Source organism: Pseudomonas sp. KB_12 (assembly GCF_052114545.1).
Lineage (GTDB): Bacteria > Pseudomonadota > Gammaproteobacteria > Pseudomonadales > Pseudomonadaceae > Aquipseudomonas > Aquipseudomonas brassicacearum.
On sequence record NZ_JBFREY010000004.1, the window covers coordinates 51,386 to 73,280 of the forward strand.

Sequence of the window (21,895 nt, forward strand, 5' to 3'; positions counted from 1 at the left end):
CTCAGCGCTCCAGTTGTCTGTTTTCCTGCGGCACCATCGAAGTGCCCGCCAGGGGCAGGCGCAAGGTGAAGCAGGTGCCTTGACCCGGCGCCGACTGCACTTCCATCTGGCCCTTGTGATTGTTGGTGATGATGAAATACGAGACCGACAGCCCCAGGCCCGTGCCCTGGCCGATCTCCTTGGTGGTGAAGAAAGGCTCGAAGGTGCGTTTGCGCACGTTCTCGCTCATGCCGATGCCGTTGTCCTCGACCTGGATTTCCGCCCACGGTGGATTCAACCGCGTACGCAGGATGATACGCCCCGGCTCGCTGTCGTCCTGGCGTTGATGGATCGCCTGGGCGGCGTTTTTCAGCAGATTGAGCAGCACCTGTTCCAGCTCGTTGGCCGTACCGGGTACCGGGCCCAGGTTCGGATCGAATTGACGGGTGATCGCCTGGCCCTTGAAGTCGAAGCCGATGGCCAGGTCGAAGTCGTTGCCGGCGATTTCCACTGCCTGGTCGATCAGCGCGGGCAGGTCGCAAGGCGCCATTTGCCGGGTACTGCGCCGACTGAAACTGAGCATGTGGGTAACGATTTTTGCCGCCCGGGCGCCGGCTTGCTGGATGCCGTCGAGCAGCTGCGGGATCTCCCTACCCTGGAGGTAACGATTGACCTCCTCTAACGGGATACCCAGCAGCTCGGCCTGTTCGAGGTTCTTGGGCAGTTCCGGCGACAGGCGTCGGCGGATGTTCTGCACGTTGTGCAGGATCGCGCCCAACGGGTTGTTGATTTCATGGGCCATGCCCGCCGCGAGGCCGCCGACCGAGAGCATTTTCTCCGATTGCACCATCATTTCTTCCAGCGACAGGCGCTGGGTGATGTCATCGATCCGGATGACCACGCCACGCCCGGCGCCCCCCATCAGTGGGTAGAAGGTGAGGGCGTAGTGGCGGGCTTCGTCGTCCTTGGTCCAGGTGACGCGTTCGATCTTGGCCACCGTGTGCTGCTCGACGGTCTGCTTGAGTTGGGGCAGGTACGGCTTGAGCGGTTCGAAAGCGAGGAAGATCGGCTGGTTCAGCGCCTCGTCCAGCCGTGTGCCGGAGAGGGCGCTGGCTTCCTGGTTCCATTGGGTGACGTAGAGCTGCTCGTCGAGGGCGATTAGCGCCGACGGCATGGAGTCGATGATGCTGTTGAGGTAATTCTGGAAACCGGTGAGCTTTTTCTCGATCTTGCTGCGCACCTGGACTTCCAGCTCCAGCTTGCGATTGGTATGGCGGGTTTCTTCCGCCAGGCCCTGGGCCTGGTCGTAGGCGGCCTGGGAATCGTCCCGCGCGCGCTTGAGTTGCTGCTCCCGGGCTTCGATCCGCGACAACATGGTGTTGAACGCCTCGGCCAGGCTGCCGATCTCATCGTGGTTGCCGCGTGCGGCACGCAGGGCATAGTTCTCTTCGCGAGTGACCTGGCGTGACAGTTCTTCAAGTTGATGAATCGGCTGGGTGATCAGGCGCTTGATCTGCTGGGCAATGATCAGCCACAGCAACACGCTGAAAATCAGGATGCCAAGGCTGGCAGTCAGGGTGCCGGTGTAGAACGCGGTCGGCAATTCGCTGCTGGCCACCAGTAACAGATGGCCGGGCAGCGTGCCGGGGCGGGGCAGGGTAATGACCTGGTTGCTGCGAAATTCGCCCGCCTGCCAGGTTTGTATGTTGCGGTATTGGTCCGGCAGCTTGAGCTTTTCGCCCTGTTGCAGTTGTGCCAGGCGTTCGCCCTGGCCGTCGTACAGCGCCGCCGCCCGCAGCGGTGCGTAGCTGTTGAGCTCGTCGAGCAAGCGTTGGGCACTTTGTGGCGATTGCAGGGCGTCGGAGATCAGGCTCGGATTGGCCACCAGTCGGCCAATGGTCTGCAGGGCCTGGGGTGCCATGCTTTCCTGGGAGATGTAGTAGGCGGCGCTGATAAAGGTCAGGTTGGCCACCAGCAGGACAGTGGTCAACAACACCAACAGGGCGGCCAGCAGTTTCTGGCCGACCGGGAGGTTTTCAAGGCGCTGGCGCAATGGCATCAGACTCGTCGCTAAAAAGGAATACGAGGGCCAGCGTAGCCGCTGCTCAGTCGCTGGGCAATCCGAGGTTGTGCAAGTGGACAATCAGTCGCTGTCGCAGTTGTTCCAGGTGCGGCACGCTCAGTTCATGGCGTTGGGCGACCTTGCAGGCATAACCGAGCAAGTAGCTGATTTCGGTGCGGCGCCGATTGGCGACATCCTGGTACATCGAGGAGTAATTGGCGGCGGTGGCCTGGATCACCCGTTCGACTTCCGGCTGCAAATCTTCGGCCGCCGCGGGCTGGCCGCAGCGTTCGAGCAGGTCAGTGAGCTCTGCGCACAAGGTCGCCACTTCGCAGCGGTGTTCCTGCAAGCCGCCGTTCTTGCAGTGGTGCAGCACGGTCAGCGGGTTGATTGCGCAATTGAGCGCCAGCTTGCGCCAGAGCCGGGTGAGGATGTCGGCGCTCCATTCGTGGGGAATGCCGGCAGCGGCCAGATCGTCGAGCCAGAACGGCGCCACTGGGTGAGCAGGGTCGCCCAGCCAGGTGTAGCCGTGGCCGGCGAATACCACGCGCCAGTCACCGTCGCGGAACGCGCCTTCGGTGCTGGAGGCGCTGATGCAACGGGCTTGGGGCACGCAATTGGCCACCGCATCCTGGCTGCCGAGGCCGTTCTGCAACAGGATCAGCTCCGATTCGGCGTCCAGGCGATGGGCCACCGAGGCCACGGCCGCTTCCGCGTCGTAGGCTTTGCAGGCCAATAGCAGGCGCCTGATCGGTTCCGGGTTGTCCGCCGTTTCGCCAGGTATCGGGTAGCTCTGCGCCTGGCCCTGTTCCACCAGCGTCAAGCCGCCGGCGCTGCGGTAGGCCTGCAGGCGGGCTTCGTTGCGCAACACCAGCCGAACCGGCAACCCGGCCCGGGCCAGGCGCGTGGCCCACAACGTGCCGAGACTGCCGGCCCCCAGGACATGCCAGGTGGTAGACATCAGTTTTTTACTCGGATTGGCGCAGGCATCTGAGGGCTCGCAGTGTCGGCAGGAAAAGAGCCGTTATAATGAGCCCGATTTTAACCACAAGCCAAGCGCGCGCCGTTGATACTGGCGCGCCTTTTTATTTGGAGAACACTACATGCCGTCATTCGACGTGGTATCCGAACTGGACAAGCACGAAGTCACCAACGCGGTTGAAAACGCCGTCAAGGAACTCGACCGTCGTTATGACCTCAAGGGCAAGGGCAGTTTCGAGTTCAAGGAAAAAGACCTGACCGTGAACCTGACCGCCGAGGCCGATTTCCAGCTCGAGGCGATGATCGAGATCCTCAAGCTGGCGCTGGTCAAGCGCAAGATCGACGTGCAGTGCCTTGAGGTCAAGGACGCCTATGCCTCGGGCAAGCTGATGAAGCAGGAAGCCGTGCTCAAGGAAGGCATCGACAAGGAGCTGGCGAAGAAGATCGTCGCTCATATCAAGGACGCCAAGCTCAAGGTGCAAGCCGCCATCCAGGGCGAACAGGTGCGAGTCACCGGCAAGAAGCGTGACGACTTGCAGGAAGCCATTGCGGCACTGCGGGGCAAGGAATTCGGCATGCCGCTGCAATTCAACAACTTCCGCGACTGATACTGGGTTGTATTAAACATTGTGGCGCGGGGATAAATCTCCGCGCCACAAAATGCCGCGTGCAACAGGAATAGGAGAGAAAGATGGATTTGAATGCTGAAGTGGACAACCTGGTCAAGGCTTCCCAGACCTGGATCCCCATGATCATGGAATACGGCAGCCGCGTGCTGCTGGCCGTCATCACCCTGGCCATCGGCTGGTGGTTGATCAACAAGGTGACACAGAAACTGGGCGCGCTGCTGGCTTTGCGTAACGCCGACCTGGCGCTGCAAGGGTTTATCAGTACCCTGGCAAACATCATCCTGAAGATATTGCTGATCGTCAGTGTTGCTTCGATGATCGGTGTGGAAACCACTTCGTTCGTCGCCGCTATCGGTGCGGCCGGCCTGGCGATTGGCCTGGCCCTGCAAGGTAGCCTGGCGAACTTCGCCGGTGGCGTGCTGATCCTGCTGTTTCGCCCGTTCCGCATCGGTGACTGGATCGAAGCCCAGGGTGTGGCCGGTACGGTCGACAGCATCCAGATCTTCCACACCGTGATTCGCACCGGTGACAACAAGACCGTCATCGTGCCAAACGGCAATCTGTCGAACGGCATCATCACCAACACCAATCGCCAGCCGACCCGCAAGGTAGTGTTCGATGTCGGCGTGGATTATCAGGCTGACCTGCAGAAAGCCCGGGAAGTGTTGTTGGCGTTGGCCAAGGATGAGCGCGTGCTGGCCGATCCAGCACCGGAAGCGGTGATTTCCACCTTGGGCGACAGTTCGATCACTGTGTCGTTGCGGGCATGGGTGAAAACGGCGGATTACTGGAGCGTGATCTTCATGCTCAATGAGCAGGCGCGCGATCGTTTGAAGGACGCCGGTATTGATATTCCGTTCCCACAGCGAGTGATTCGGGTGGTTCAGGAATCGACATCGGTGTAACGATCAGTCGTTCGGCTCATGTTTGACCGCTTGATCAAATTTTTAGAAAGAGTGGGTCGGTTAACTAAAGCCAATAAAAAAGGCCCATCCGAGGATGGGCCTTTTTTTGATTACCGCGAACTAGCTTTCGGTGATTACAGAACCGAAATCGGGTAGTCGACGATCAGGCGGAACTCTTTGATATCGCCTTCGCCTTCGTCAGCGTTAGCGTAGTGCCAGGCTTGACGAACACGGAAGGAAAGATCTTTGGCCGGGCCAGACTGAACAACGTACTTGGCTTCCAAGTTGGTTTCGTTGTGCTTGCCGTCTGCACCGTACAGACCAGCGTAAGGGCTGCCTGCTGGAGTGTTGGTACCGTCGATGTCCCAACCTTTAACGTAACGGGTCATGAAGCTCAGACCAGGAACGCCGTACTCAGCCATCTTGATGTCGTAACGGACCTGGGCAGATTTCTCGTTAGGACCGTTGAAGTCAGAGTACTGGATGGAGTTGGCGAGGAAGATCGAGTCGCCGCCGCGGTTGTTCTTGCCTACACCGATGTAGTCGAACGGCGTGTCGCCGTTGATTTTCTGGAAGCCAACGGTGATGGTGTGCGCTTTCAGGAACGAGAAAGCAGCTGCCAGGGAGAACGCGGTGTTGCTGATCTCACCAGCCTTGGAGCTGCCAGTGTCGGTGGTGCGGTAGATGTTACCGTCCAGGTTCAGGGACTGATCGCCACCCATTGGGATGGTGTAGTTCAGGTTACCGTAGTACTGGTTCCAGATGTCTTCCAGCTGGGCGCCGTAGATCGATGCGCTCAGGTTGTCGCTGAATGCATATTTACCACCAGCGTAGTCGATGGTGTTGGCTTCTACGCCAGCGTAGGTTGCAAACAGGCCGCCATCACGAGCGTTACGGTCCTGGCTGGTTGCCGAGTAGAAGTGGCCGGCTTCGAGGTCAAGGTCTTTGACTTCGCTGCTCTGCAGTTGGAAACCGCTGGCAGTTTGAGGCAGGACACGGGAGCCACCGACAGCGAACACTGGGGCAGTGCTTGGCTGCTGGTCACCGACTTTCAGCTCGGTCTTGGAGACGCGGAATTTAACCGCCGCGCCGGCTTTGCCTTGGCTGTCGTTGACGTGGCCATCGGCATCGCGGCTCATGTTGCCGGTGCCGCCAGTGCCGTCACCGCCGTCCAGTTTGACTGCCAGGTAACCGAACGCATCAACGCCGACGCCTACGGTGCCTTGGGTGTAACCGGAGTTGAAGTTGCCCCAGATACCTTGGGTCCAGTCTTTCTGATCGGTTGCGCCATCTTTGCGATCACGGTTGAAGTAGTAGTTGCGCAGCAGCAGTTTAGCGCTGGCATCTTCAACAAAACCTTTGGCTTCAGCCTGGTCACTTACGAAAGGTGCGGCCGAGGCCATTTGAGTACTGGCTGCTGCTGCAACTGCCAGTGCGATCATGCTCCACTTCATCACGCGCATCGTGATTTGCTCCTTTGGTTTTAGAAGAGTACTGCCGTCCCACCTGTTTTATTATCTGGGCGGCTCTTTCTTTTTGTGTCGGCGCAAACTTATATCACGCCGACCCTATTGGCGATACTTGCCCATTCAACCTTTCAGCTTCTTTACGACCATGTCGCCAATGGCTCGATCCATGTCGCATTTCAGCTGTTCCGACGCAACCGTATTCACAACTTTAATGTTGTTTTTTCTTTTCCGGCATCGGTGTAAAGAGTCCGTCATTACCGCGTTTGAAGCTCCTGAGGGCAGCCTTGCCACTTTAATTTGTATGTCGGCAGGTTCCCATTTCCGGCGGGTCCTTTGGACAGTGCGGGGATGAATGCAACAAGCATGCTCAAACCCGGATTTCGTTTACATTTTTTTCACATTTTACCGATTGACTCGGTGAAACCTCATGAAACCGGGCTCCAAAGGCCTTGTTTTAAATAGGGTTGACTCGTGTGCGGCTCTCGTGTTTGACGCCGGCAAACGTGGCAAGACAATCAAAAACGTTACCGGTTCACCCTACCCAGTGAGTAAATCACGGATACTTTGTGCACTGAGCGTAGACGCACTGTGCAGTTTTGGTGCAAAAAATTTTCAAGCTGTACGAAAATCTTACAGCCTCGATGCCTTTCCCGAGCCCTGGCACGGTCCTGTCAGGACCCTGTCGTGCCGCCTGCGCCGTGTTGGTGCGTCAGCTTGCACAGGTTGATGCGGTGTGTTGAAAAAAACATTCGAAGACCGGGCATCAGGACGGTACGCAGTGATCGATCCGGCGTTCGCAGGTATGCTGCGCGTCTGAGTCCGATGCAGGCCTGCGGGCCGCCAAACCGGGCAGAACCGATAACGAGCGAGGAGTACACGCGGTGTTCGCTTTAGATCCACGACTGCAACAAGACACATTGCCCATCGGTGATTTCCCGTTGTGCCGATTGCTCTTGTCCAACGATTCGAACTACCCGTGGTTCATCCTCGTACCGCGGCGGGAAGATATCAGCGAATTGTTTCAATTGGATGACGCTGATCAACAGCAGCTGTGGAAAGAAACCACGGCGTTGGCCGAAACCCTCAAGGATTCGTTTGATGCCGACAAGATGAACGTTGCAACCTTGGGTAACGTTGTCAGTCAATTGCACATGCATGTCATCGTGCGTAAGCGTGATGACGCCGCCTGGCCTGCGCCGGTCTGGGGCAAGCACTCGGCCCAGCCTTATAATGCAGGGCAGGTCGCGGCCATTCGTGAACGGTTGCGAGTGGCCTTGACCGATGATTTCAAGTTTCTGGAGGGTTGAACCATGAACCTTGAAGACCGCGTAACCGATCTGGAAAGCCGCCTGGCGTTTCAGGATGACACCATCCAGGCATTGAACGATGTGCTTGTGGAGCAGCAGCGGATCGTCGAGCGGCTGCAGCTGCAGATGGCGGCGTTGCTCAAGCGCCAGGAAGAAATGGTCGGGCAGTTCGAGTCGTTCGAAGAAGAGGCGCCGCCGCCTCACTACTGACTGGGCCCGACTCTCGTTTGACGGGCAATAAAAAACCGCGAGCAGCCAGGCTGCATCGCGGTTTTTTTACGCTGGGATCAGCGGCGCGGCAGCGCGGCGATCACATCTTCGGCCTGCAGGCCCTTGTCGCGGTTCATTACGGAGAACTCCACGCGCTGGCCTTCCACCAGGACGCGATGGCCTTCGCCACGAATGGCCCGGAAATGCACGAAAATGTCATCGCCGGAGTCGCGGGAGATGAAGCCGAACCCCTTGGACGTATTGAACCACTTCACCGTGCCGGTATCGCGGTTGGACATGTCGTAGTTCTGCGCAGCGGCGGCCGGCGACGACTTCTTGTAGAAGCTGACGGCCAGGTGCAGTGCCACGGCGAGCAGTGCTGCGCCCAGGCTGAACAGAATGGCCGGTTGACCACCGATTTCCGGCATGGGCGCCAGCAGGGCCAGGGTTTGCAGGGCGACGGCCAGCACCAGCAGGGCGCTGACCAGGTTTTGCAGTTGGTGACGTGGACCTTTGTTCCAGTAAGGAATGACGGGTGCAAGGGTCAGGTTGAGCAGGCCGAAAAAGGCCAGGTACAGTGCATCGGGGTGTTGCAGGTAAGGTGTGGCTTCGGAACCCAGGCTAGGGATGAAGGACAGCAGCAGGGCAGCTGCGCCCATTAGCAAGTGGACGATTTTCAACATTTTGATTGGCTCACGGTTAAGACAGATCACAAGGAAGAGCTGGTCGGGGGCGGTTCGCTTCGAAACAATGAGAGGCGTTGGACACGTACCCGAATCAGCCTATGCGCCACACCCGGGAAAATAAGCGTAGCGACACACTGCCTATTTAACAGCAAAGCCCCGGCCTTCTCAAACTCGTTACGGGCACGTACCGCGCTGTTCGTCGGCCAGAAAAGTCCCGCCGGTGCTTACTCGGTGTACGCGCGCCTTTCTTCTATTAAAGAAGAGGGAGGCGTGCCGGGTGCCGAAGACATGATCCGGCAAGTGATGACGTGGCGTGGGCCACATTCCCAGCGTGCGGCGTGTAGGACGACGTAATTCGTCGCCTGCCTGCTGTTGGCTTGTCCTACGCCCATGGTCATAAAGTCGTCTGGAACTGGCGATGCCGTTGAGCTTCCATAGAGCCACAGATGGAGTGTTCCAACTGAGAGGCTCGTATGGCAAAGGAGTGTCAACGGTATGATTCAAGGAAAAGAACCGGAGGAGGGTGTGCGTGGACGCTTTCAGTCCATCCGCGTCGATCCGTTCGTCAGGGGGTTCGACATGCAGCTGGTGCGTCCCCTGGCCCGATCCATTCGTCTGAACGGGTTCGCCACCTGTCTGCGGCTGGAACAGGTCTATTGGGATATCCTCGGCGACATGGCCCAGCTCAACCGCTGTTCCATCAGTACGTTGTTGTCCCATGTCGACAGGGAGGTGCACCTGCGCCATGGCGGGGTGCGCAATTTCAGCGCGCTGGTGCGTGTGGTCTGCGTGGTGCACAGCTTGAAGGACGCCGGGATGGAGCATGGTGGGGCGTAGGAGCTGCCGAAGGCTGCGATCTTTTGATCTTGATCTTGATTTTTCGCTTGCGACTCAAGTGTCTGGGGCAAGATCGCAGCCTCGTTGCACTCGTCAGCTCCTACACGCGGTCTTACGGCTGCACAGGCCGCATTTAATGGATATAATCCCGCTCTTTGCCGCAAAGCCCAGCCTTTGCGCGAGTAACCTGATCGCCGAGACAACCCCATGCCGATGTACGACTATCAATGTGCTTCCTGTGGTCATCAGATGGAAGCCATTCAAAAGATCAGCGCGGCACCGCTGGTCGACTGCCCTGCCTGCCAGGCGCCAGAACTGAAAAAGATGCTGTCCATGCCTGGTTTCCGCCTCGGCGGCACAGGCTGGTATGAAACCGACTTCAAGACCGGCGCCAAGAAGAATTTGGCCGGTGGCGACAAAGCTGATTGAGTTGAACACGCGCGAGTGCTTGCACGGGCAGGTCCTCCAACCGAATTTCGAATTACGAGAAGTGAAACCACTATCATGATGCGCAGCCATTATTGCGGCCAACTGAACGAAAGCCTGGAAGGTCAGGAAGTTACTCTTTGCGGATGGGTCCATCGTCGCCGTGACCATGGCGGGGTGATTTTCCTCGATATCCGTGATCGTGAAGGCCTGGCCCAGGTGGTGTTCGATCCGGACCGCGCTGAAACCTTCGCCGCCGCCGACCGCGTGCGCAGCGAATACGTGGTCAAGGTCACCGGCAAGGTGCGTCTGCGCCCGGCTGGCGCCGGCAACGCCAACATGGCGTCTGGCATGATCGAAGTGCTGGGCTACGAACTGGAAGTGCTCAACGAATCGGAAACCCCGCCGTTCCCGCTCAACGAATACTCCGACGTGGGCGAAGAAACCCGCCTGCGCTACCGCTTCATCGACCTGCGTCGCCCGGAAATGGCCGAGAAGCTGCGCCTGCGTTCGCGCATGACCACCAGCATCCGTCGTTACCTGGACGAGAACGGCTTCCTCGACGTCGAGACGCCGATCCTGACCCGCGCCACGCCGGAAGGCGCCCGCGACTACCTGGTACCGAGCCGTACCCACCCCGGCAGCTTCTTCGCCTTGCCGCAATCGCCACAGCTGTTCAAGCAACTGCTGATGGTTGCCGGGTTCGACCGCTATTACCAGATCGCCAAGTGCTTCCGCGACGAAGACCTGCGTGCCGACCGTCAGCCTGAGTTCACTCAGATCGACATCGAGACCAGCTTCCTCGACGAAAAAGACATCATGGGCCTGACCGAAGGCATGATCCGCAACCTGTTCAAGGAAGTGCTGGGTCTGGAATTCGGCGAGTTCCCGCACATGACCTTCGAAGAGGCCATGCGCCGCTACGGTTCCGACAAGCCGGACCTGCGTAACCCGCTGGAGCTGGTGGACGTGGCTGACCAGCTCAAGGAAGTGGATTTCAAGGTGTTCAGCGGCCCGGCCAACGACCCGAAATGCCGTATCGCAGCTCTGCGCGTTCCTGGCGGGGCCAGCATGCCGCGCAAGCAGATCGACGACTACACCAAGTTCGTCGGCATCTACGGTGCCAAGGGGCTGGCCTACATCAAGGTCAACGAGCGCGCCGCGGGTGTTGATGGCCTGCAATCGCCGATCGTGAAAAACATCCCTGAAGCCAACCTCAATGTGATCCTCGATCGCGTGGGCGCGGTTGACGGCGACATCGTGTTCTTCGGCGCCGACAAGGCCAAGATCGTCAGCGAAGCCCTGGGCGCGCTGCGCATCAAGCTGGGTCACGACCTGAAGCTGCTGACTTGCGAGTGGGCGCCAATGTGGGTCGTTGACTTCCCGATGTTCGAAGAAAACGACGACGGCAGCTTCTCGGCGCTGCACCACCCGTTCACCGCGCCGAAGTGCTCGCCGCAAGAGTTGGAGGCCAACCCGGCCACCGCTCTGTCGCGCGCTTACGACATGGTCCTGAACGGCACCGAGCTGGGTGGCGGTTCGATCCGTATCCATCGCAAGGAAATGCAACAGGCCGTGTTCCGCCTGCTGGGCATCAACGAAGCCGAGCAGGAAGAGAAGTTCGGCTTCCTGCTCGACGCCCTGAAATACGGTGCACCGCCCCACGGTGGCCTGGCCTTCGGCCTGGACCGCCTGGTGATGCTGATGACCGGCGCCCAGTCGATCCGTGAAGTGATCGCGTTCCCGAAAACCCAGAGCGCGGCCGATGTCATGACCCAGGCGCCGGGTGTGGTGGACGCCAAGGCATTGCGCGAGTTGCACATTCGTCTGCGTGAACAGCCAAAGGCTGAGTAAGGCTGGCACCTGAGAGGGCGCATCTTCGGATGCGCCTTTTCATTGGGGTCGATATTTCTGATTGCCGGCCACTGCGTGCGCGCAGGGCGGGCAATGTTCCAAAGAGAAACGGAGCGAGTTATGGCAGGTCATTCCAAGTGGGCGAACATCAAGCACCGCAAAGAACGTCAGGATGCCAAGAGAGGCAAGATCTTCACCAAGTGGATCCGTGAGCTGACGGTCGCGGCCCGCCAGGGTGGCGGCGACCCGGGTTCCAACCCGCGCTTGCGCCTGGCCCTGGACAAGGCGCTGGGTGCCAACATGAGCCGTGACATCATCGACCGGGCCATCGCCCGTGGCGCCGGTGCGACCGAGGCCGACAACGTTGAAGAGCTGACCTACGAAGGTTATGGCCCGGGCGGTGTGGCGGTGATGGTCGAATGCATGACCGACAACCGCAACCGTACTGCCGCCGCCGTGCGTCACGCGTTCAGCAAATGCGGTGGCAACCTGGGCACCGACGGCTCGGTGGCCTATCTGTTCGAGCGCAAGGGGCAGATCAGCTTCGCGCCGGGCCTCGATGAAGATGCCCTGACGGAAGCGGCCTTGGAGGCCGACGCCGATGACGTGGTCAGCCACGAAGACGGCTCGTTCGACGTGTTCACTTCGTTCGCCAGCTTCTATGCCGTGCGCAACGCCCTGGAGGCGGCCGGCTTCAAGCCTGCCGACGCAGAGATCGTCATGCAGCCGACCACCAGTGCCGAACTGGACCTGGAAGGCGCCGAGAAGGTGCTCAAGCTGATCGACATGCTTGAAGACCTGGACGATGTGCAGAACGTCTACTCTAACGCGGATATCCCGGAGTCGGTGGCTGAACAGCTCGGCTGACAGGCGTAAATGCCGCTCACTTAAAGTTTGCTTGAAATCATCGTGGCGAGGGAGCTTGCTCCCGCTTGAGTGCGAAGCACTCACAAAGAAGGGTCTGCTGCGCAGCCCAGCGGGAGCAAGCTCCCTCGCCACGGATTCACTGCAAGTCTTTGATGAGCTGTATCCTCTTGCAATCGCACTACCTTTCGCAGGCGCTATGACTTTAATCCTTGGTATCGACCCTGGTTCGCGCATCACCGGCTACGGTGTGGTTCGCGACACCGGGCGCGGCTGCGTGTACGTCGCGTCCGGTTGCATCCGCACCGGGGCGGGTGAACTGCACGAGCGCTTGCAGATTGTTTATCGCGGCGTTCGCGAAGTTATCCAGACCTACGGCCCGGTCACCATGGGCATCGAAAAGGTTTTCATGGCGCGCAACGCCGACTCGGCCTTGAAGCTGGGACAGGCCCGGGGCGCGGCAATCGTTGCCGGCGCCGAGGAAAACCTGGAAATCGCCGAGTACAGCGCGACCCAGGTCAAGCAGGCAGTCGTCGGAACCGGGGCGGCGAACAAGGAGCAGGTGCAAATGATGGTGATGCACCTGTTGAAACTGGTCAGCAAGCCGCAGATCGATGCCTCCGACGCCCTGGCCATTGCCATTTGCCATGCCCATACCCGTTCCAGCCTGTTGCCTCACGGCCTGGGAACCGCACGCAGTCGTGGCGGGCGCCTGCGTCTCTGATAGCATCAGCGCAATCTTTCGTGAGCCCGAGCATCTTGCGCCTGTGTCGTCGGCCTTCATGCCCGGGCTGTTACTCGCCAGCCAGCAGGCTGGCCAACACCCAAGGATCTGAAACGTGATTGGACGCTTGCGCGGCACCCTGGCTGAAAAACAGCCGCCGCACCTGATTCTGGATGTAAACGGCCTGGGCTATGAGCTGGAAGTGCCCATGACCACGCTGTATCGCTTGCCGTCGGTCGGCGAGCCGCTGACCCTGCACACCCATTTGGTCGTGCGCGAGGATGCGCAGTTACTCTATGGCTTTGTCGGCAAGCGCGAGCGGGACTTCTTTCGCGAACTGATCCGTCTCAATGGCGTCGGCCCGAAACTGGCCCTGGCCTTGATGTCGAGCCTGGAAGTCGATGAATTGGTGCGTTGTGTGCAGTCCCAGGACACCTCGGCCCTGACCAAGGTGCCGGGTGTGGGCAAGAAAACCGCCGAGCGCCTGCTGGTCGAACTCAAGGACCGTTTCAAGGCCTGGGAGGCGGTGCCGGCGATGTTTGCCCTGGTGCCGAACCAGCCGGACGCGCCTGCGCCTGCGGTCAGCGCCGAAAACGATGCAGTCACCGCGCTGATCTCCCTGGGCTACAAGCCGCAGGAAGCCAGCAAGGCGATTTCCGCTATCAAGGAAAAAGGCCTGAGCACTGAAGACATGATTCGTCGTGCCCTGAAGGGAATGATTTAAGTGATTGAAGCTGACCGCCTGATCGCCGCCACGGGCGCGCCCCGTGACCGCGAGGAAATCCAGGACCGCGCGATTCGTCCTGTCAGCCTGGCCGACTACATCGGTCAACCGACCGTGCGCGAGCAGATGGAATTGTTCATCCAGGCCGCCCGTGGGCGCAGCGAGTCGCTGGACCACACCTTGATCTTCGGCCCGCCGGGCCTGGGCAAGACCACCCTGGCCAACATCATTGCCCAGGAAATGGGCGTCTCGATCAAGAGCACGTCCGGGCCGGTCCTGGAGCGGCCTGGCGACCTGGCGGCGCTGCTGACCAACCTTGAGCCCCATGATGTGCTGTTCATCGACGAAATCCATCGGCTGTCGCCGATCGTCGAGGAAGTGCTGTACCCGGCCATGGAAGATTTCCAGCTCGACATCATGATCGGCGAAGGGCCGGCGGCACGCTCCATCAAGTTGGACCTGCCGCCCTTCACCCTGGTGGGCGCCACCACCCGCGCTGGCATGCTGACCAACCCGTTGCGGGACCGCTTCGGTATCGTCCAGCGCCTGGAGTTCTACAACAACGCCGACCTGGCGACGATTGTCAGCCGCTCGGCGGGCATCCTCGGGTTGCCGCTGGACCCGGACGGTGCGTATGAGATCGCCCGGCGTGCCCGGGGCACGCCGCGGATCGCCAACCGCCTGCTGCGCCGGGTCCGGGATTTTGCCGAAGTCCGGGCCAAGGGCCACATCACCAAGCCGATTGCCGACCTGGCGTTGAACCTGCTGGACATCGACGAGCGTGGTTTCGACCACCAGGACCGGCGCCTGCTGCTGACCATGATCGAGAAGTTCGACGGTGGCCCGGTGGGCGTGGACAGCCTGGCCGCGGCCATCAGTGAAGAGCGCCACACCATTGAAGATGTGCTGGAACCGTACCTGATCCAGCAGGGCTACATCATGCGTACCCCTCGCGGGCGCGTGGTGACCCGTCATGCTTATCTGCATTTTGGCTTAAACATCCCGACACGAATGGGTGAGATGCCGGTGGTAGACGAATTCCTCGATGCCGTGGACGATTGAACGAGCTCTGTACGCCGACTTTTTTCCAGTTCGTGCTGTCCCAGACGACGCCTGGAGCGTCAATGCGTTCGAGAATGAAAAAACAGTTGCCTGGCCGATTGGCAACCTGAGGAGTAAGCACTAGAGTATGCGCGCGCAAAACGGGCTGGAGTCGTTCGCACATCGCTGTCGCGTTTATTACGAGGACACCGATGCTGGCGGCATCGTCTACTACGTCAATTACCTCAAGTTTATGGAACGGGCTCGAACCGAACGGCTGCGGGAACTGGGTTTTGCCCAATCCGCGCTGGCAGGGGAGGACCTGTTATTCGTCGTGCATTCCAGCGAAGCGCGCTACCACGCGCCGGCGCGACTGGACGACGAACTGGTGGTAAGTGCCGATGTCATCGAATTGAACCGTGTCAGCCTGCGTTTCAAGCAGCAGGTCAGGCGGGCTACGGATAACGTGCTGCTCTGTGAAGGGCAGTTTTTGGTGGCCTGTGTGCGCACCCATAGTTTGAAACCCCGGGCCATTCCCGAAGCTCTACGTGCGGCCTTTGCCGGCGTGAGCGGCGCGGGTACACACTCAGAGCAGGAGATAAAGCGTGGAAGCTAACGTCGTCGACCATACCTCCATGTGGAGCTTGGTCAGCAATGCCAGCGTCGTGGTGCAGTTGGTAATGCTGATCCTGGTAGCCGCATCGGTGACCTCATGGATCATGATTTTTCAGCGCAGCAACATGCTGCGCGCCGGTCGCCGTGCCCTGGAGAGCTTCGAAGAGCGCTTCTGGTCCGGCATCGACCTGTCCAAGCTCTACCGTCAGGCCGGGAGCAACCCGGACCCGGATTCGGGCGTGGAGCAGATCTTCCGTGCCGGCTTCAAGGAATTCTCCCGTCTGCGCCAGCAGCCAGGGGTTGACCCGGAAGCGGTGATGGAGGGCGTGGCCCGTGCCATGCGCGTGGCCATCTCCCGCGAGGAAGAAAAACTCGAACAGGGCCTGTCGTTCCTCGCCACCGTCGGTTCGGTCAGCCCGTACATCGGTCTGTTCGGCACCGTGTGGGGGATCATGAACTCCTTCCGTGGCCTGGCCTCTGCCCAACAAGCGACCCTGGCCACCGTGGCCCCGGGTATTGCCGAGGCGCTGGTCGCCACCGCCATCGGCCTGTTCGCGGCCATTCCAGCCGTGATCGCCTACAACCGCTTCGCTGCCCGTAGCGAAGCGCTGACCAGCCGTTACTACACCTTCGCCGATGAATTCCAGGCGATCCTGCACCGCAAAGTGCACACCAGCGAAGAATAAGCAGGTATTTCCCCATGGCTTTAATCGCTCGAGCCCGAAACAAGCGCAAGCCGGTTGCCGAGATGAACGTGGTGCCCTACATCGACGTGATGTTGGTGCTGCTGGTCATCTTCATGGTGACCGCGCCGATGCTCAATCAGGGCGTGAAGGTCGATCTGCCCAAGGTTTCCAGCGAAGCCTTGCCGCAGGACAACAACACCCAGGTACTGACCATTTCGATCAAGGCTGACAAGACCTACTACTGGAACCTTGGCAGCGAAGTCGACACCGAGAAGCAGCAGGACCGGGCCATGACCTTGCCGCAGATGACCGATGCGGTGACCAAGATCATTCGTGTCGGCAACGATGCAGGCAAGCGCACGCAGGTCTTCATTCGCGGTGACAAGACCGTCGACTACGGTGCCGTGATGGGCGCCATGGGCGGCCTGCAGAAAGCCGGGGTCGGTAATGTTGGCTTGATCACCGAGGCCCCCTGATGCAGCAACAGCGAGAGCCGTCCGCCTCGGAAAGCTACTTCTGGCCTAGTGTCCTGGCAATCGGTCTGCACGTACTGGTGTTCGGCATGCTGTTCGTCAGTTTTGCCATGACCCCTGAGCTGCCGCCGGCCAAGCCGATCGTGCAGGCGACGTTGTACCAGCTCAAGTCGAAAAGCCAGGCGACCACCCAGACCAACCAGAAGCTTGCCGGTGAGGCGAAGAAATCCGCCGCGCGCCAGACTGAAGTCGAGCAGATGGAGCAGAAGAAGGTCGAGCAGGAAGCGATAAAGGCTGCGGAACAAAAGAAAGAGGACGCGGCTCAAAAGGCCGAGGAAGCCAAGAAGGCCGATGAGGCGAAGAAAGCGGACGAGGCGAAAAAGGCTGACGAAGCCAAGAAAGCCGACGAAGCGAAGAAAACCGCCGAGGCCAAAAAGGCAGAAGAGAAACAATTGGCTGATATAGCCAAGAAGAAAGCCGAAGAAGAAGCCAAGAAAGCTGCTGAAGAAGAGGCCAAGAAAGCGGCCGCTGAAGAAGCGAAGAAGAAGATCGTCGAGGACGCGAAGAAGAAAGCCGCCGAAGACGCCAAGAAAAAAGCTGAAGCTGACGAGGCGAAAAAGAAAGTCGCCGAGGACGCGAAGAAGAAAGCCGCCGCCGACGCCGCCAAGAAAAAGGCCCAGGACGCAGCGCGTAAATCCGCCGAAGACAAAAAGGCCCAGGCCTTGGCAGATCTGCTTTCCGACACGCCGGAGCGCCAGCAGGCATTGGCTGATGAGCAGGGCGATGAAGTCGCCGGCAGCTACGATGACTTGATTCGCGCACGAGCGGCAGAAGGCTGGGCTCGTCCCCCTTCGGCGCGCAAAGGCATGACGGTAGTATTGCAAATCGGCATGTTGCCCGACGGTACGGTTACCTCGGTCAGCGTCGCCAAGTCCAGTGGTGACGGTCCGTTCGACGCTTCGGCGGTCGCAGCGGTCAAGAACATTGGGCGATTGACGGAAATGCAAGGAATGAAACCGAGCGACTTTGCTCCCTATCGTTCATTCAAGATGACATTCACACCTGAGGATCTAGCCTTGTGAGAAACCTTCTTCGATCAATGCTGGTCGTTATCTGCTGCCTGGCAGGGATAGCGGTAGCAGAGGAAAAGAACATCCTGGTCACCAGCGGCAGCGACCGGGCGACCCCGATCGCCGTCGTACCGTTCGGCTGGCAGGGCGGTAGCGTCCTGCCGGACGACATGGCGGAAATCATCGGCAACGACCTGCGCAACTCGGGTTACTACGCGCCGATTCCGAAGCAGAACATGATCAGCCTGCCGACCCAGGTCAGCGAAGTCATCTACCGTGACTGGAAGGCCCTGGGCGCCCAGTACATCATGGTCGGCAGCATCGTTCCGGCTGGCGGTCGCCTGCAGGTGCAGTACGCCCTGTTCAACGTCGCCACCGAACAGCAAGTGCTGACCGGCAGCGTGTCGGGCAGTGTCGATCAGCTGCGCGACATGTCGCACTACATCGCCGACCAGTCGTTCGAGAAACTCACCGGCATCAAGGGCGCGTTCTCCACGCGCATGCTCTACGTGACGGCCGAGCGTTTCTCCGAGAACAACACCCGCTACACCCTGCAGCGCTCCGACTATGACGGCGCGCGTGCGGTGACCTTGCTGCAATCGCGCGAGCCGATCCTGTCGCCGCGCTTCGCCCCCGATGGCAAGCGCATCGCCTATGTCTCGTTCGAGCAGAAGCGTCCGCGCATTTTCGTGCAGCACATCGACACTGGTCGTCGTGAGCAGATCACCAACTTCGAAGGCCTGAATGGCGCGCCAGCCTGGTCGCCGGACGGTTCGCGCCTGGCGTTCGTACTGTCCAAGGACGGTAACCCGGACATTTATGTGATGAACCTGGCTTCGCGTTCGATCTCCCGCGTCACCAATGGCCCGGGTATCAACACCGAACCGTTCTGGGGCAAGGATGGCTCGACCATCTACTTCACCTCCGACCGTGGCGGCAAACCACAGATCTACAAGACCAGTGCTGGTGGTGGCGGTGCCGAACGCGTGACGTTCGTCGGTAACTACAACGCCAACCCTAAACTGTCGGCAGATGAAAAGACCCTGGTGATGATCCATCGCCAGGATGGTTTCACTAATTTCAAGGTGGCGGCCCAGGATTTGCAGCGCGGTAGCGTAAAAATCCTCACTGATAGCACTCTGGACGAGTCACCCACTGTTGCGCCCAACGGCACCATGGTAATCTACGCCACCCGCCAGCAGGGCCGGGGAGTCTTGATGCTCGTGTCCATTAATGGACGCGTGAGGCTCCCGCTTCCTACCGCTCAAGGCGAAGTCAGAGAACCGTCCTGGTCCCCTTACCTGAACTGACGCGGCGCTATACGTTTTACTTAACACACTGGGGTTCATTAGGAGTTTCACGATGGAAATGCTGAAGTTTGGTAAATTTGCTGCGCTGGCTCTGGCCATGGCTGTAGCTGTAGGTTGCTCGTCCAAAGGCGGCGACAATGCCGGTGAAGGCGCTGTTGATCCAAACGCTGGTTACGGCGCTAACACCGGTGCAGTTGACGGCTCCCTGAGCGAAGAAGCTGCTCTGCGCGCAATCACCACCTTCTACTTCGAATACGACAGCTCGGACCTGAAGCCAGAAGCCATGCGCGCTCTGGACGTTCACGCCAAAGACCTGAAGTCGAACGGCGCTCGCGTTGTTCTGGAAGGCAACACCGACGAACGTGGTACTCGTGAGTACAACATGGCACTGGGCGAGCGTCGTGCGAAAGCCGTTCAACGCTACCTGGTACTGCAAGGTGTTTCCCCAGCTCAGCTGGAACTGGTTTCCTACGGCGAAGAGCGTCCAGTTGCTACCGGCAACGACGAGCAGTCCTGGGCTCAAAACCGTCGCGTCGAACTGCGTAAGTAATTCGTCATGCGAACGTGCCGTCGTGCTGTAACTGTTCTGGCTCTCAGCCTCGCGCCGCTTGCGGCGTGGGCTGCGGTTCCTGTGGTCGATAACGATGCCGGCTATAACAATAGCGGGAGCAGCTATCCGCCTGCAGGTTACGGTACGAACGGCGCCTATGCCGGGGGAGGGGTTTCGGCCCCTGTCTCGGCACAGGGCGAGCTGTTCAACCAGCTCCAGCAAATGCAGGATCAGCTTTCGCGCCAGCAAGGCGTGATCGAAGTTCTGCAGAATGATATTTCGCGCATGAAGCAGGAAAACCTGGAGCGATACCAGGATCTTGATCGGCGCATAGGAACCGGCGTTGCACCTGCACCTGCCGCGACTCCTGAGAATTCTCCTGCCGGTGGCGACTTGAACGCCCCCGGTGCAGCCGCAGGCGCGGGGGCAGCTGCTCCCGCAGCACCTGCCGCCGGTGGCGAGCCGGCTGATCCGGCGAAGGAAAAGCTCTATTACGATGCTGCCTTCGACCTGATCAAGGCCAAGGATTTCGACAAGGCCAGCCAGGCCTTTGCCGCTTTCCTGCGCAAATACCCAAACAGCCAGTACGCGGGCAATGCCCAATACTGGTTGGGCGAAGTGAACCTGGCCAAGGGCGACCTGCAAGGTGCCGGCCAGGCATTCGCCAAGGTTTCGCAACTGTATCCCAAGCACGCCAAGGTGCCGGATTCGCTGTACAAGCTGGCTGATGTAGAGCGCCGCCTCGGTCACACCGACAAGGTAAAAGGCATTCTGCAGCAGGTGGTGGCCCAATATCCGGGTACATCCGCCGCCCAGTTGGCCCAGCGTGATCTGCAACGCATGTAAGCTGGCTTGACCTGTTTTGAAGAAACCCGCGCCTGTCGCGGGTTTTTTCGTTAGAATTCACGCCCTTTTTATGAAACACGCTTTTTGGGATCTGCGCGTTGGCGGGGTTCCTTGAAGTGCCTGACGGAGGCGGACAGCCTGTTTAGCTGTTACGCCCGTGGCGACTATGCAAGACACATTGAGAATCACCGAAGTTTTTTACTCGTTGCAGGGTGAAACACGGACGGCTGGGCTGCCCACAGTATTTGTGCGCCTCACCGGTTGCCCGTTGCGTTGCCAATACTGCGACAGTGCCTATGCGTTCAGCGGCGGCACCTTGCGAACCCTCGACGATATCCTTGAGCAAGTGGCCAGTTATCGTCCGCGTTATGTCTGCGTCACGGGCGGCGAGCCATTGGCGCAACCCAACGCCATCCCCTTGCTCAAGCAGTTGTGTGATGCCGGTTACGAGGTTTCCCTGGAAACCAGCGGCGCCTTGGATATCTCGGCTGTCGACCCGCGCGTCAGTCGCGTCGTGGACCTGAAAACTCCAGGCTCCAAGGAAGCGCATCGCAACCGTTACGAGAATATCGAGTTGCTGACCCCCAACGATCAGGTCAAATTCGTGATCTGTTCACGGGAAGATTACGACTGGGCCGTGTCCAAGCTGATCCAGTACGGACTCGACCAGCGGGCCGGCGAAGTATTGTTGTCGCCGAGCCATCACGATTTGAGCGCCCGGGACCTGGCGGACTGGGTGGTGGCGGATAACCTGCCGGTGCGCCTGCAACTGCAGCTGCATAAATATCTTTGGAACGACGAGCCGGGGCGCTGATATGACTGAACATTCGAACATTGCAGAAAAACGTGCGGTCATCCTGTTGTCCGGCGGCCTGGATTCGGCCACCGTCGTGGCCATGGCCCATGCCGAGGGGTACCGCTGCTACACCATGAGTTTCGATTATGGTCAGCGCCACCGCGCAGAACTGCACGCTGCCGAGCGAGTGGCCCGGGACCTGGGCGTGGTGGAACACAAAGTGATCGGCCTGAACCTTAACGGCATTGGTGGCTCGGCCTTGACCGACAGCTCCATCGACGTGCCGCAGGCGCCTAGCGAAGGCATCCCGGTGACGTATGTGCCGGCGCGTAACACCGTATTCCTGTCCTTGGCATTGGGCTGGGCCGAAGTGCTGGGCGCCCGTGATATTTTCATCGGCGTCAATGCCGTGGATTACTCCGGTTACCCGGATTGCCGCCCGGAGTTCGTCGAAGCCTTCGAGCGCATGGCGAACCTGGCGACCAAGGCCGGCGTAGAAGGGCAGGGTTTCCGCATCCAGGCGCCGTTGCAGAATCTCAGCAAGGCCGACATCGTCAAGGCCGGTGTGAAGCTTGGCGTGGACTACGGGCTCACTGTTTCCTGCTATCAGGCCGACGATCAGGGCCGTGCTTGCGGCAAGTGCGACAGCTGCCGCCTGCGCGCAGAAGGCTTTGCGGCGGCGGGTGTGAGCGATCCAACCCGTTATTTTTGATTTATTTCAAATTAGGTGTTGAATAGTCCTTAGAAATCAGTATTATACGCGCCACCACACAGCGGGTCGTTAGCTCAGTTGGTAGAGCAGTTGGCTTTTAACCAATTGGTCGTAGGTTCGAATCCCACACGACCCACCA

Annotated in this window: 24 protein-coding genes, 1 tRNA gene and 1 pseudogene; 22 read left to right on the forward strand and 4 right to left on the reverse strand. The window is 59.6% G+C overall.

What is annotated here, in order from left to right:
• Position 1: 1 nt before the first annotated feature.
• Entirely contained in the window at positions 2-2,038 is a 2,037-nt protein-coding gene (locus tag AB4Z20_RS03315; protein WP_214509410.1) for a sensor histidine kinase, read from the reverse strand.
• Between the two features lie 46 nt (positions 2,039-2,084).
• The gene (locus AB4Z20_RS03320) at positions 2,085-3,002 is read right to left on the reverse strand and encodes a putative 2-dehydropantoate 2-reductase (RefSeq protein WP_442089337.1); all 918 of its coding nucleotides are present in this window, start codon (positions 3,000-3,002) and stop codon (positions 2,085-2,087) included.
• A gap of 142 nt (positions 3,003-3,144) precedes the next feature.
• Between AB4Z20_RS03320 and AB4Z20_RS03325 the strand changes: the two genes are divergently transcribed.
• Together AB4Z20_RS03325 and AB4Z20_RS03330 are read left to right on the forward strand one after the other, a co-directional pair.
• A complete protein-coding gene (locus AB4Z20_RS03325; protein ID WP_003205057.1) occupies positions 3,145-3,630 on the forward strand; it encodes a YajQ family cyclic di-GMP-binding protein in 486 nt (161 codons plus the stop codon).
• Positions 3,631-3,713: 83 nt separating this feature from the next.
• A complete protein-coding gene (locus AB4Z20_RS03330) occupies positions 3,714-4,556 on the forward strand; it encodes a mechanosensitive ion channel family protein (protein WP_214509412.1) in 843 nt (280 codons plus the stop codon).
• 134 nt (positions 4,557-4,690) lie between these two features.
• On the opposite strand, the gene AB4Z20_RS03335 is transcribed toward AB4Z20_RS03330, so the two are convergent.
• Complete coding sequence (locus tag AB4Z20_RS03335; RefSeq protein ID WP_214509413.1) at positions 4,691-6,019, reverse strand: OprD family porin; 1,329 nt, start codon at positions 6,017-6,019, stop codon at positions 4,691-4,693.
• Positions 6,020-6,906: 887 nt separating this feature from the next.
• Between AB4Z20_RS03335 and AB4Z20_RS03340 the strand changes: the two genes are divergently transcribed.
• A complete protein-coding gene (locus AB4Z20_RS03340) occupies positions 6,907-7,332 on the forward strand; it encodes an HIT family protein (protein ID WP_253477579.1) in 426 nt (141 codons plus the stop codon).
• Between the two features lie 3 nt (positions 7,333-7,335).
• On the forward strand, positions 7,336-7,542 hold the full coding sequence (locus AB4Z20_RS03345; protein ID WP_253477576.1) for a SlyX family protein: 207 nt from the start codon (positions 7,336-7,338) through the stop codon (positions 7,540-7,542).
• A gap of 77 nt (positions 7,543-7,619) precedes the next feature.
• Here AB4Z20_RS03345 and AB4Z20_RS03350 read toward each other — a convergent pair whose 3' ends face one another.
• Positions 7,620-8,225 carry a cold-shock protein gene (locus AB4Z20_RS03350; protein WP_003205048.1) on the reverse strand — a complete coding sequence of 202 codons (606 nt, stop codon included), beginning with the start codon at positions 8,223-8,225 and terminating at the stop codon, positions 7,620-7,622.
• A 222-nt stretch (positions 8,226-8,447) separates the two neighbouring features.
• Here AB4Z20_RS03350 and AB4Z20_RS03355 point away from each other — a divergent pair.
• From AB4Z20_RS03355 to AB4Z20_RS03440, 18 genes and pseudogenes are all read left to right on the forward strand, one after another.
• Positions 8,448-8,576, forward strand: a pseudogene (locus AB4Z20_RS03355) (hypothetical protein); the annotation flags it as partial.
• A 147-nt stretch (positions 8,577-8,723) separates the two neighbouring features.
• Positions 8,724-9,065: a ribbon-helix-helix domain-containing protein gene (locus tag AB4Z20_RS03360; RefSeq protein ID WP_214509416.1), complete on the forward strand. Its 342-nt coding sequence runs from the start codon at positions 8,724-8,726 to the stop codon at positions 9,063-9,065.
• Between the two features lie 207 nt (positions 9,066-9,272).
• Positions 9,273-9,494 carry an FmdB family zinc ribbon protein gene (locus AB4Z20_RS03365; RefSeq protein ID WP_003178589.1) on the forward strand — a complete coding sequence of 74 codons (222 nt, stop codon included), beginning with the start codon at positions 9,273-9,275 and terminating at the stop codon, positions 9,492-9,494.
• Between the two features lie 75 nt (positions 9,495-9,569).
• Positions 9,570-11,345 (forward strand): aspartate--tRNA ligase, encoded by a 1,776-nt coding sequence (gene aspS / locus AB4Z20_RS03370; protein WP_014339921.1) that lies wholly within the window; start codon positions 9,570-9,572, stop codon positions 11,343-11,345.
• Between the two features lie 120 nt (positions 11,346-11,465).
• On the forward strand, positions 11,466-12,212 hold the full coding sequence (locus tag AB4Z20_RS03375; protein ID WP_018614256.1) for a YebC/PmpR family DNA-binding transcriptional regulator: 747 nt from the start codon (positions 11,466-11,468) through the stop codon (positions 12,210-12,212).
• Between the two features lie 196 nt (positions 12,213-12,408).
• On the forward strand, positions 12,409-12,933 hold the full coding sequence (gene ruvC / locus AB4Z20_RS03380; RefSeq protein WP_003178595.1) for a crossover junction endodeoxyribonuclease RuvC: 525 nt from the start codon (positions 12,409-12,411) through the stop codon (positions 12,931-12,933).
• A 115-nt stretch (positions 12,934-13,048) separates the two neighbouring features.
• Positions 13,049-13,657 carry a Holliday junction branch migration protein RuvA gene (gene ruvA, locus AB4Z20_RS03385; RefSeq protein WP_058542614.1) on the forward strand — a complete coding sequence of 203 codons (609 nt, stop codon included), beginning with the start codon at positions 13,049-13,051 and terminating at the stop codon, positions 13,655-13,657.
• Complete coding sequence (gene ruvB / locus AB4Z20_RS03390) at positions 13,658-14,719, forward strand: Holliday junction branch migration DNA helicase RuvB (RefSeq protein WP_003178599.1); 1,062 nt, start codon at positions 13,658-13,660, stop codon at positions 14,717-14,719.
• Positions 14,720-14,846: 127 nt separating this feature from the next.
• Positions 14,847-15,314 (forward strand): tol-pal system-associated acyl-CoA thioesterase, encoded by a 468-nt coding sequence (ybgC, locus tag AB4Z20_RS03395; RefSeq protein ID WP_003205037.1) that lies wholly within the window; start codon positions 14,847-14,849, stop codon positions 15,312-15,314.
• Positions 15,304-15,999, forward strand: coding sequence for a protein TolQ (tolQ, locus tag AB4Z20_RS03400; protein ID WP_003205035.1), 696 nt, complete (start codon positions 15,304-15,306; stop codon positions 15,997-15,999). The genes ybgC and tolQ overlap by 11 nt, the downstream gene beginning before the upstream one ends.
• Positions 16,000-16,022: 23 nt before the next feature.
• Positions 16,023-16,475 (forward strand): protein TolR, encoded by a 453-nt coding sequence (gene tolR, locus AB4Z20_RS03405; RefSeq protein ID WP_161796096.1) that lies wholly within the window; start codon positions 16,023-16,025, stop codon positions 16,473-16,475.
• Positions 16,475-17,554, forward strand: a complete 1,080-nt coding sequence (tolA, locus tag AB4Z20_RS03410; protein ID WP_253477570.1) for a cell envelope integrity protein TolA — start codon at positions 16,475-16,477, stop codon at positions 17,552-17,554. The genes tolR and tolA overlap by 1 nt, the downstream gene beginning before the upstream one ends.
• Entirely contained in the window at positions 17,551-18,852 is a 1,302-nt protein-coding gene (gene tolB / locus AB4Z20_RS03415; RefSeq protein ID WP_408980818.1) for a Tol-Pal system beta propeller repeat protein TolB, read from the forward strand. The genes tolA and tolB overlap by 4 nt, the downstream gene beginning before the upstream one ends.
• A gap of 52 nt (positions 18,853-18,904) precedes the next feature.
• Positions 18,905-19,402 (forward strand): peptidoglycan-associated lipoprotein Pal, encoded by a 498-nt coding sequence (gene pal, locus AB4Z20_RS03420; protein ID WP_003205029.1) that lies wholly within the window; start codon positions 18,905-18,907, stop codon positions 19,400-19,402.
• A 6-nt stretch (positions 19,403-19,408) separates the two neighbouring features.
• A complete protein-coding gene (gene ybgF, locus AB4Z20_RS03425; RefSeq protein ID WP_038856000.1) occupies positions 19,409-20,248 on the forward strand; it encodes a tol-pal system protein YbgF in 840 nt (279 codons plus the stop codon).
• A gap of 166 nt (positions 20,249-20,414) precedes the next feature.
• The gene (gene queE / locus AB4Z20_RS03430; protein WP_003205025.1) at positions 20,415-21,062 is read left to right on the forward strand and encodes a 7-carboxy-7-deazaguanine synthase QueE; all 648 of its coding nucleotides are present in this window, start codon (positions 20,415-20,417) and stop codon (positions 21,060-21,062) included.
• Positions 21,063-21,081: 19 nt separating this feature from the next.
• On the forward strand, positions 21,082-21,756 hold the full coding sequence (gene queC, locus AB4Z20_RS03435) for a 7-cyano-7-deazaguanine synthase QueC (protein WP_320390548.1): 675 nt from the start codon (positions 21,082-21,084) through the stop codon (positions 21,754-21,756).
• Positions 21,757-21,819: 63 nt separating this feature from the next.
• Positions 21,820-21,895, forward strand: a tRNA-Lys gene (locus AB4Z20_RS03440).

Coding starts and splice junctions, on each gene's coding strand:
- AB4Z20_RS03315 (WP_214509410.1), bottom strand. CDS start 2,038: ATGCCATTGCGCCAGCGCCTTGAAAACCTCCCGGTCGGCCAGAAACTG.
- AB4Z20_RS03320 (WP_442089337.1), bottom strand. CDS start 3,002: ATGTCTACCACCTGGCATGTCCTGGGGGCCGGCAGTCTCGGCACGTTG.
- AB4Z20_RS03325 (WP_003205057.1), top strand. CDS start 3,145: ATGCCGTCATTCGACGTGGTATCCGAACTGGACAAGCACGAAGTCACC.
- AB4Z20_RS03330 (WP_214509412.1), top strand. CDS start 3,714: ATGGATTTGAATGCTGAAGTGGACAACCTGGTCAAGGCTTCCCAGACC.
- AB4Z20_RS03335 (WP_214509413.1), bottom strand. CDS start 6,019: ATGCGCGTGATGAAGTGGAGCATGATCGCACTGGCAGTTGCAGCAGCA.
- AB4Z20_RS03345 (WP_253477576.1), top strand. CDS start 7,336: ATGAACCTTGAAGACCGCGTAACCGATCTGGAAAGCCGCCTGGCGTTT.
- AB4Z20_RS03350 (WP_003205048.1), bottom strand. CDS start 8,225: ATGTTGAAAATCGTCCACTTGCTAATGGGCGCAGCTGCCCTGCTGCTG.
- AB4Z20_RS03360 (WP_214509416.1), top strand. CDS start 8,724: ATGATTCAAGGAAAAGAACCGGAGGAGGGTGTGCGTGGACGCTTTCAG.
- AB4Z20_RS03365 (WP_003178589.1), top strand. CDS start 9,273: ATGCCGATGTACGACTATCAATGTGCTTCCTGTGGTCATCAGATGGAA.
- aspS (WP_014339921.1), top strand. CDS start 9,570: ATGATGCGCAGCCATTATTGCGGCCAACTGAACGAAAGCCTGGAAGGT.
- AB4Z20_RS03375 (WP_018614256.1), top strand. CDS start 11,466: ATGGCAGGTCATTCCAAGTGGGCGAACATCAAGCACCGCAAAGAACGT.
- ruvC (WP_003178595.1), top strand. CDS start 12,409: ATGACTTTAATCCTTGGTATCGACCCTGGTTCGCGCATCACCGGCTAC.
- ybgC (WP_003205037.1), top strand. CDS start 14,847: ATGCGCGCGCAAAACGGGCTGGAGTCGTTCGCACATCGCTGTCGCGTT.
- tolA (WP_253477570.1), top strand. CDS start 16,475: ATGCAGCAACAGCGAGAGCCGTCCGCCTCGGAAAGCTACTTCTGGCCT.
- pal (WP_003205029.1), top strand. CDS start 18,905: ATGGAAATGCTGAAGTTTGGTAAATTTGCTGCGCTGGCTCTGGCCATG.
- ybgF (WP_038856000.1), top strand. CDS start 19,409: ATGCGAACGTGCCGTCGTGCTGTAACTGTTCTGGCTCTCAGCCTCGCG.
- queE (WP_003205025.1), top strand. CDS start 20,415: ATGCAAGACACATTGAGAATCACCGAAGTTTTTTACTCGTTGCAGGGT.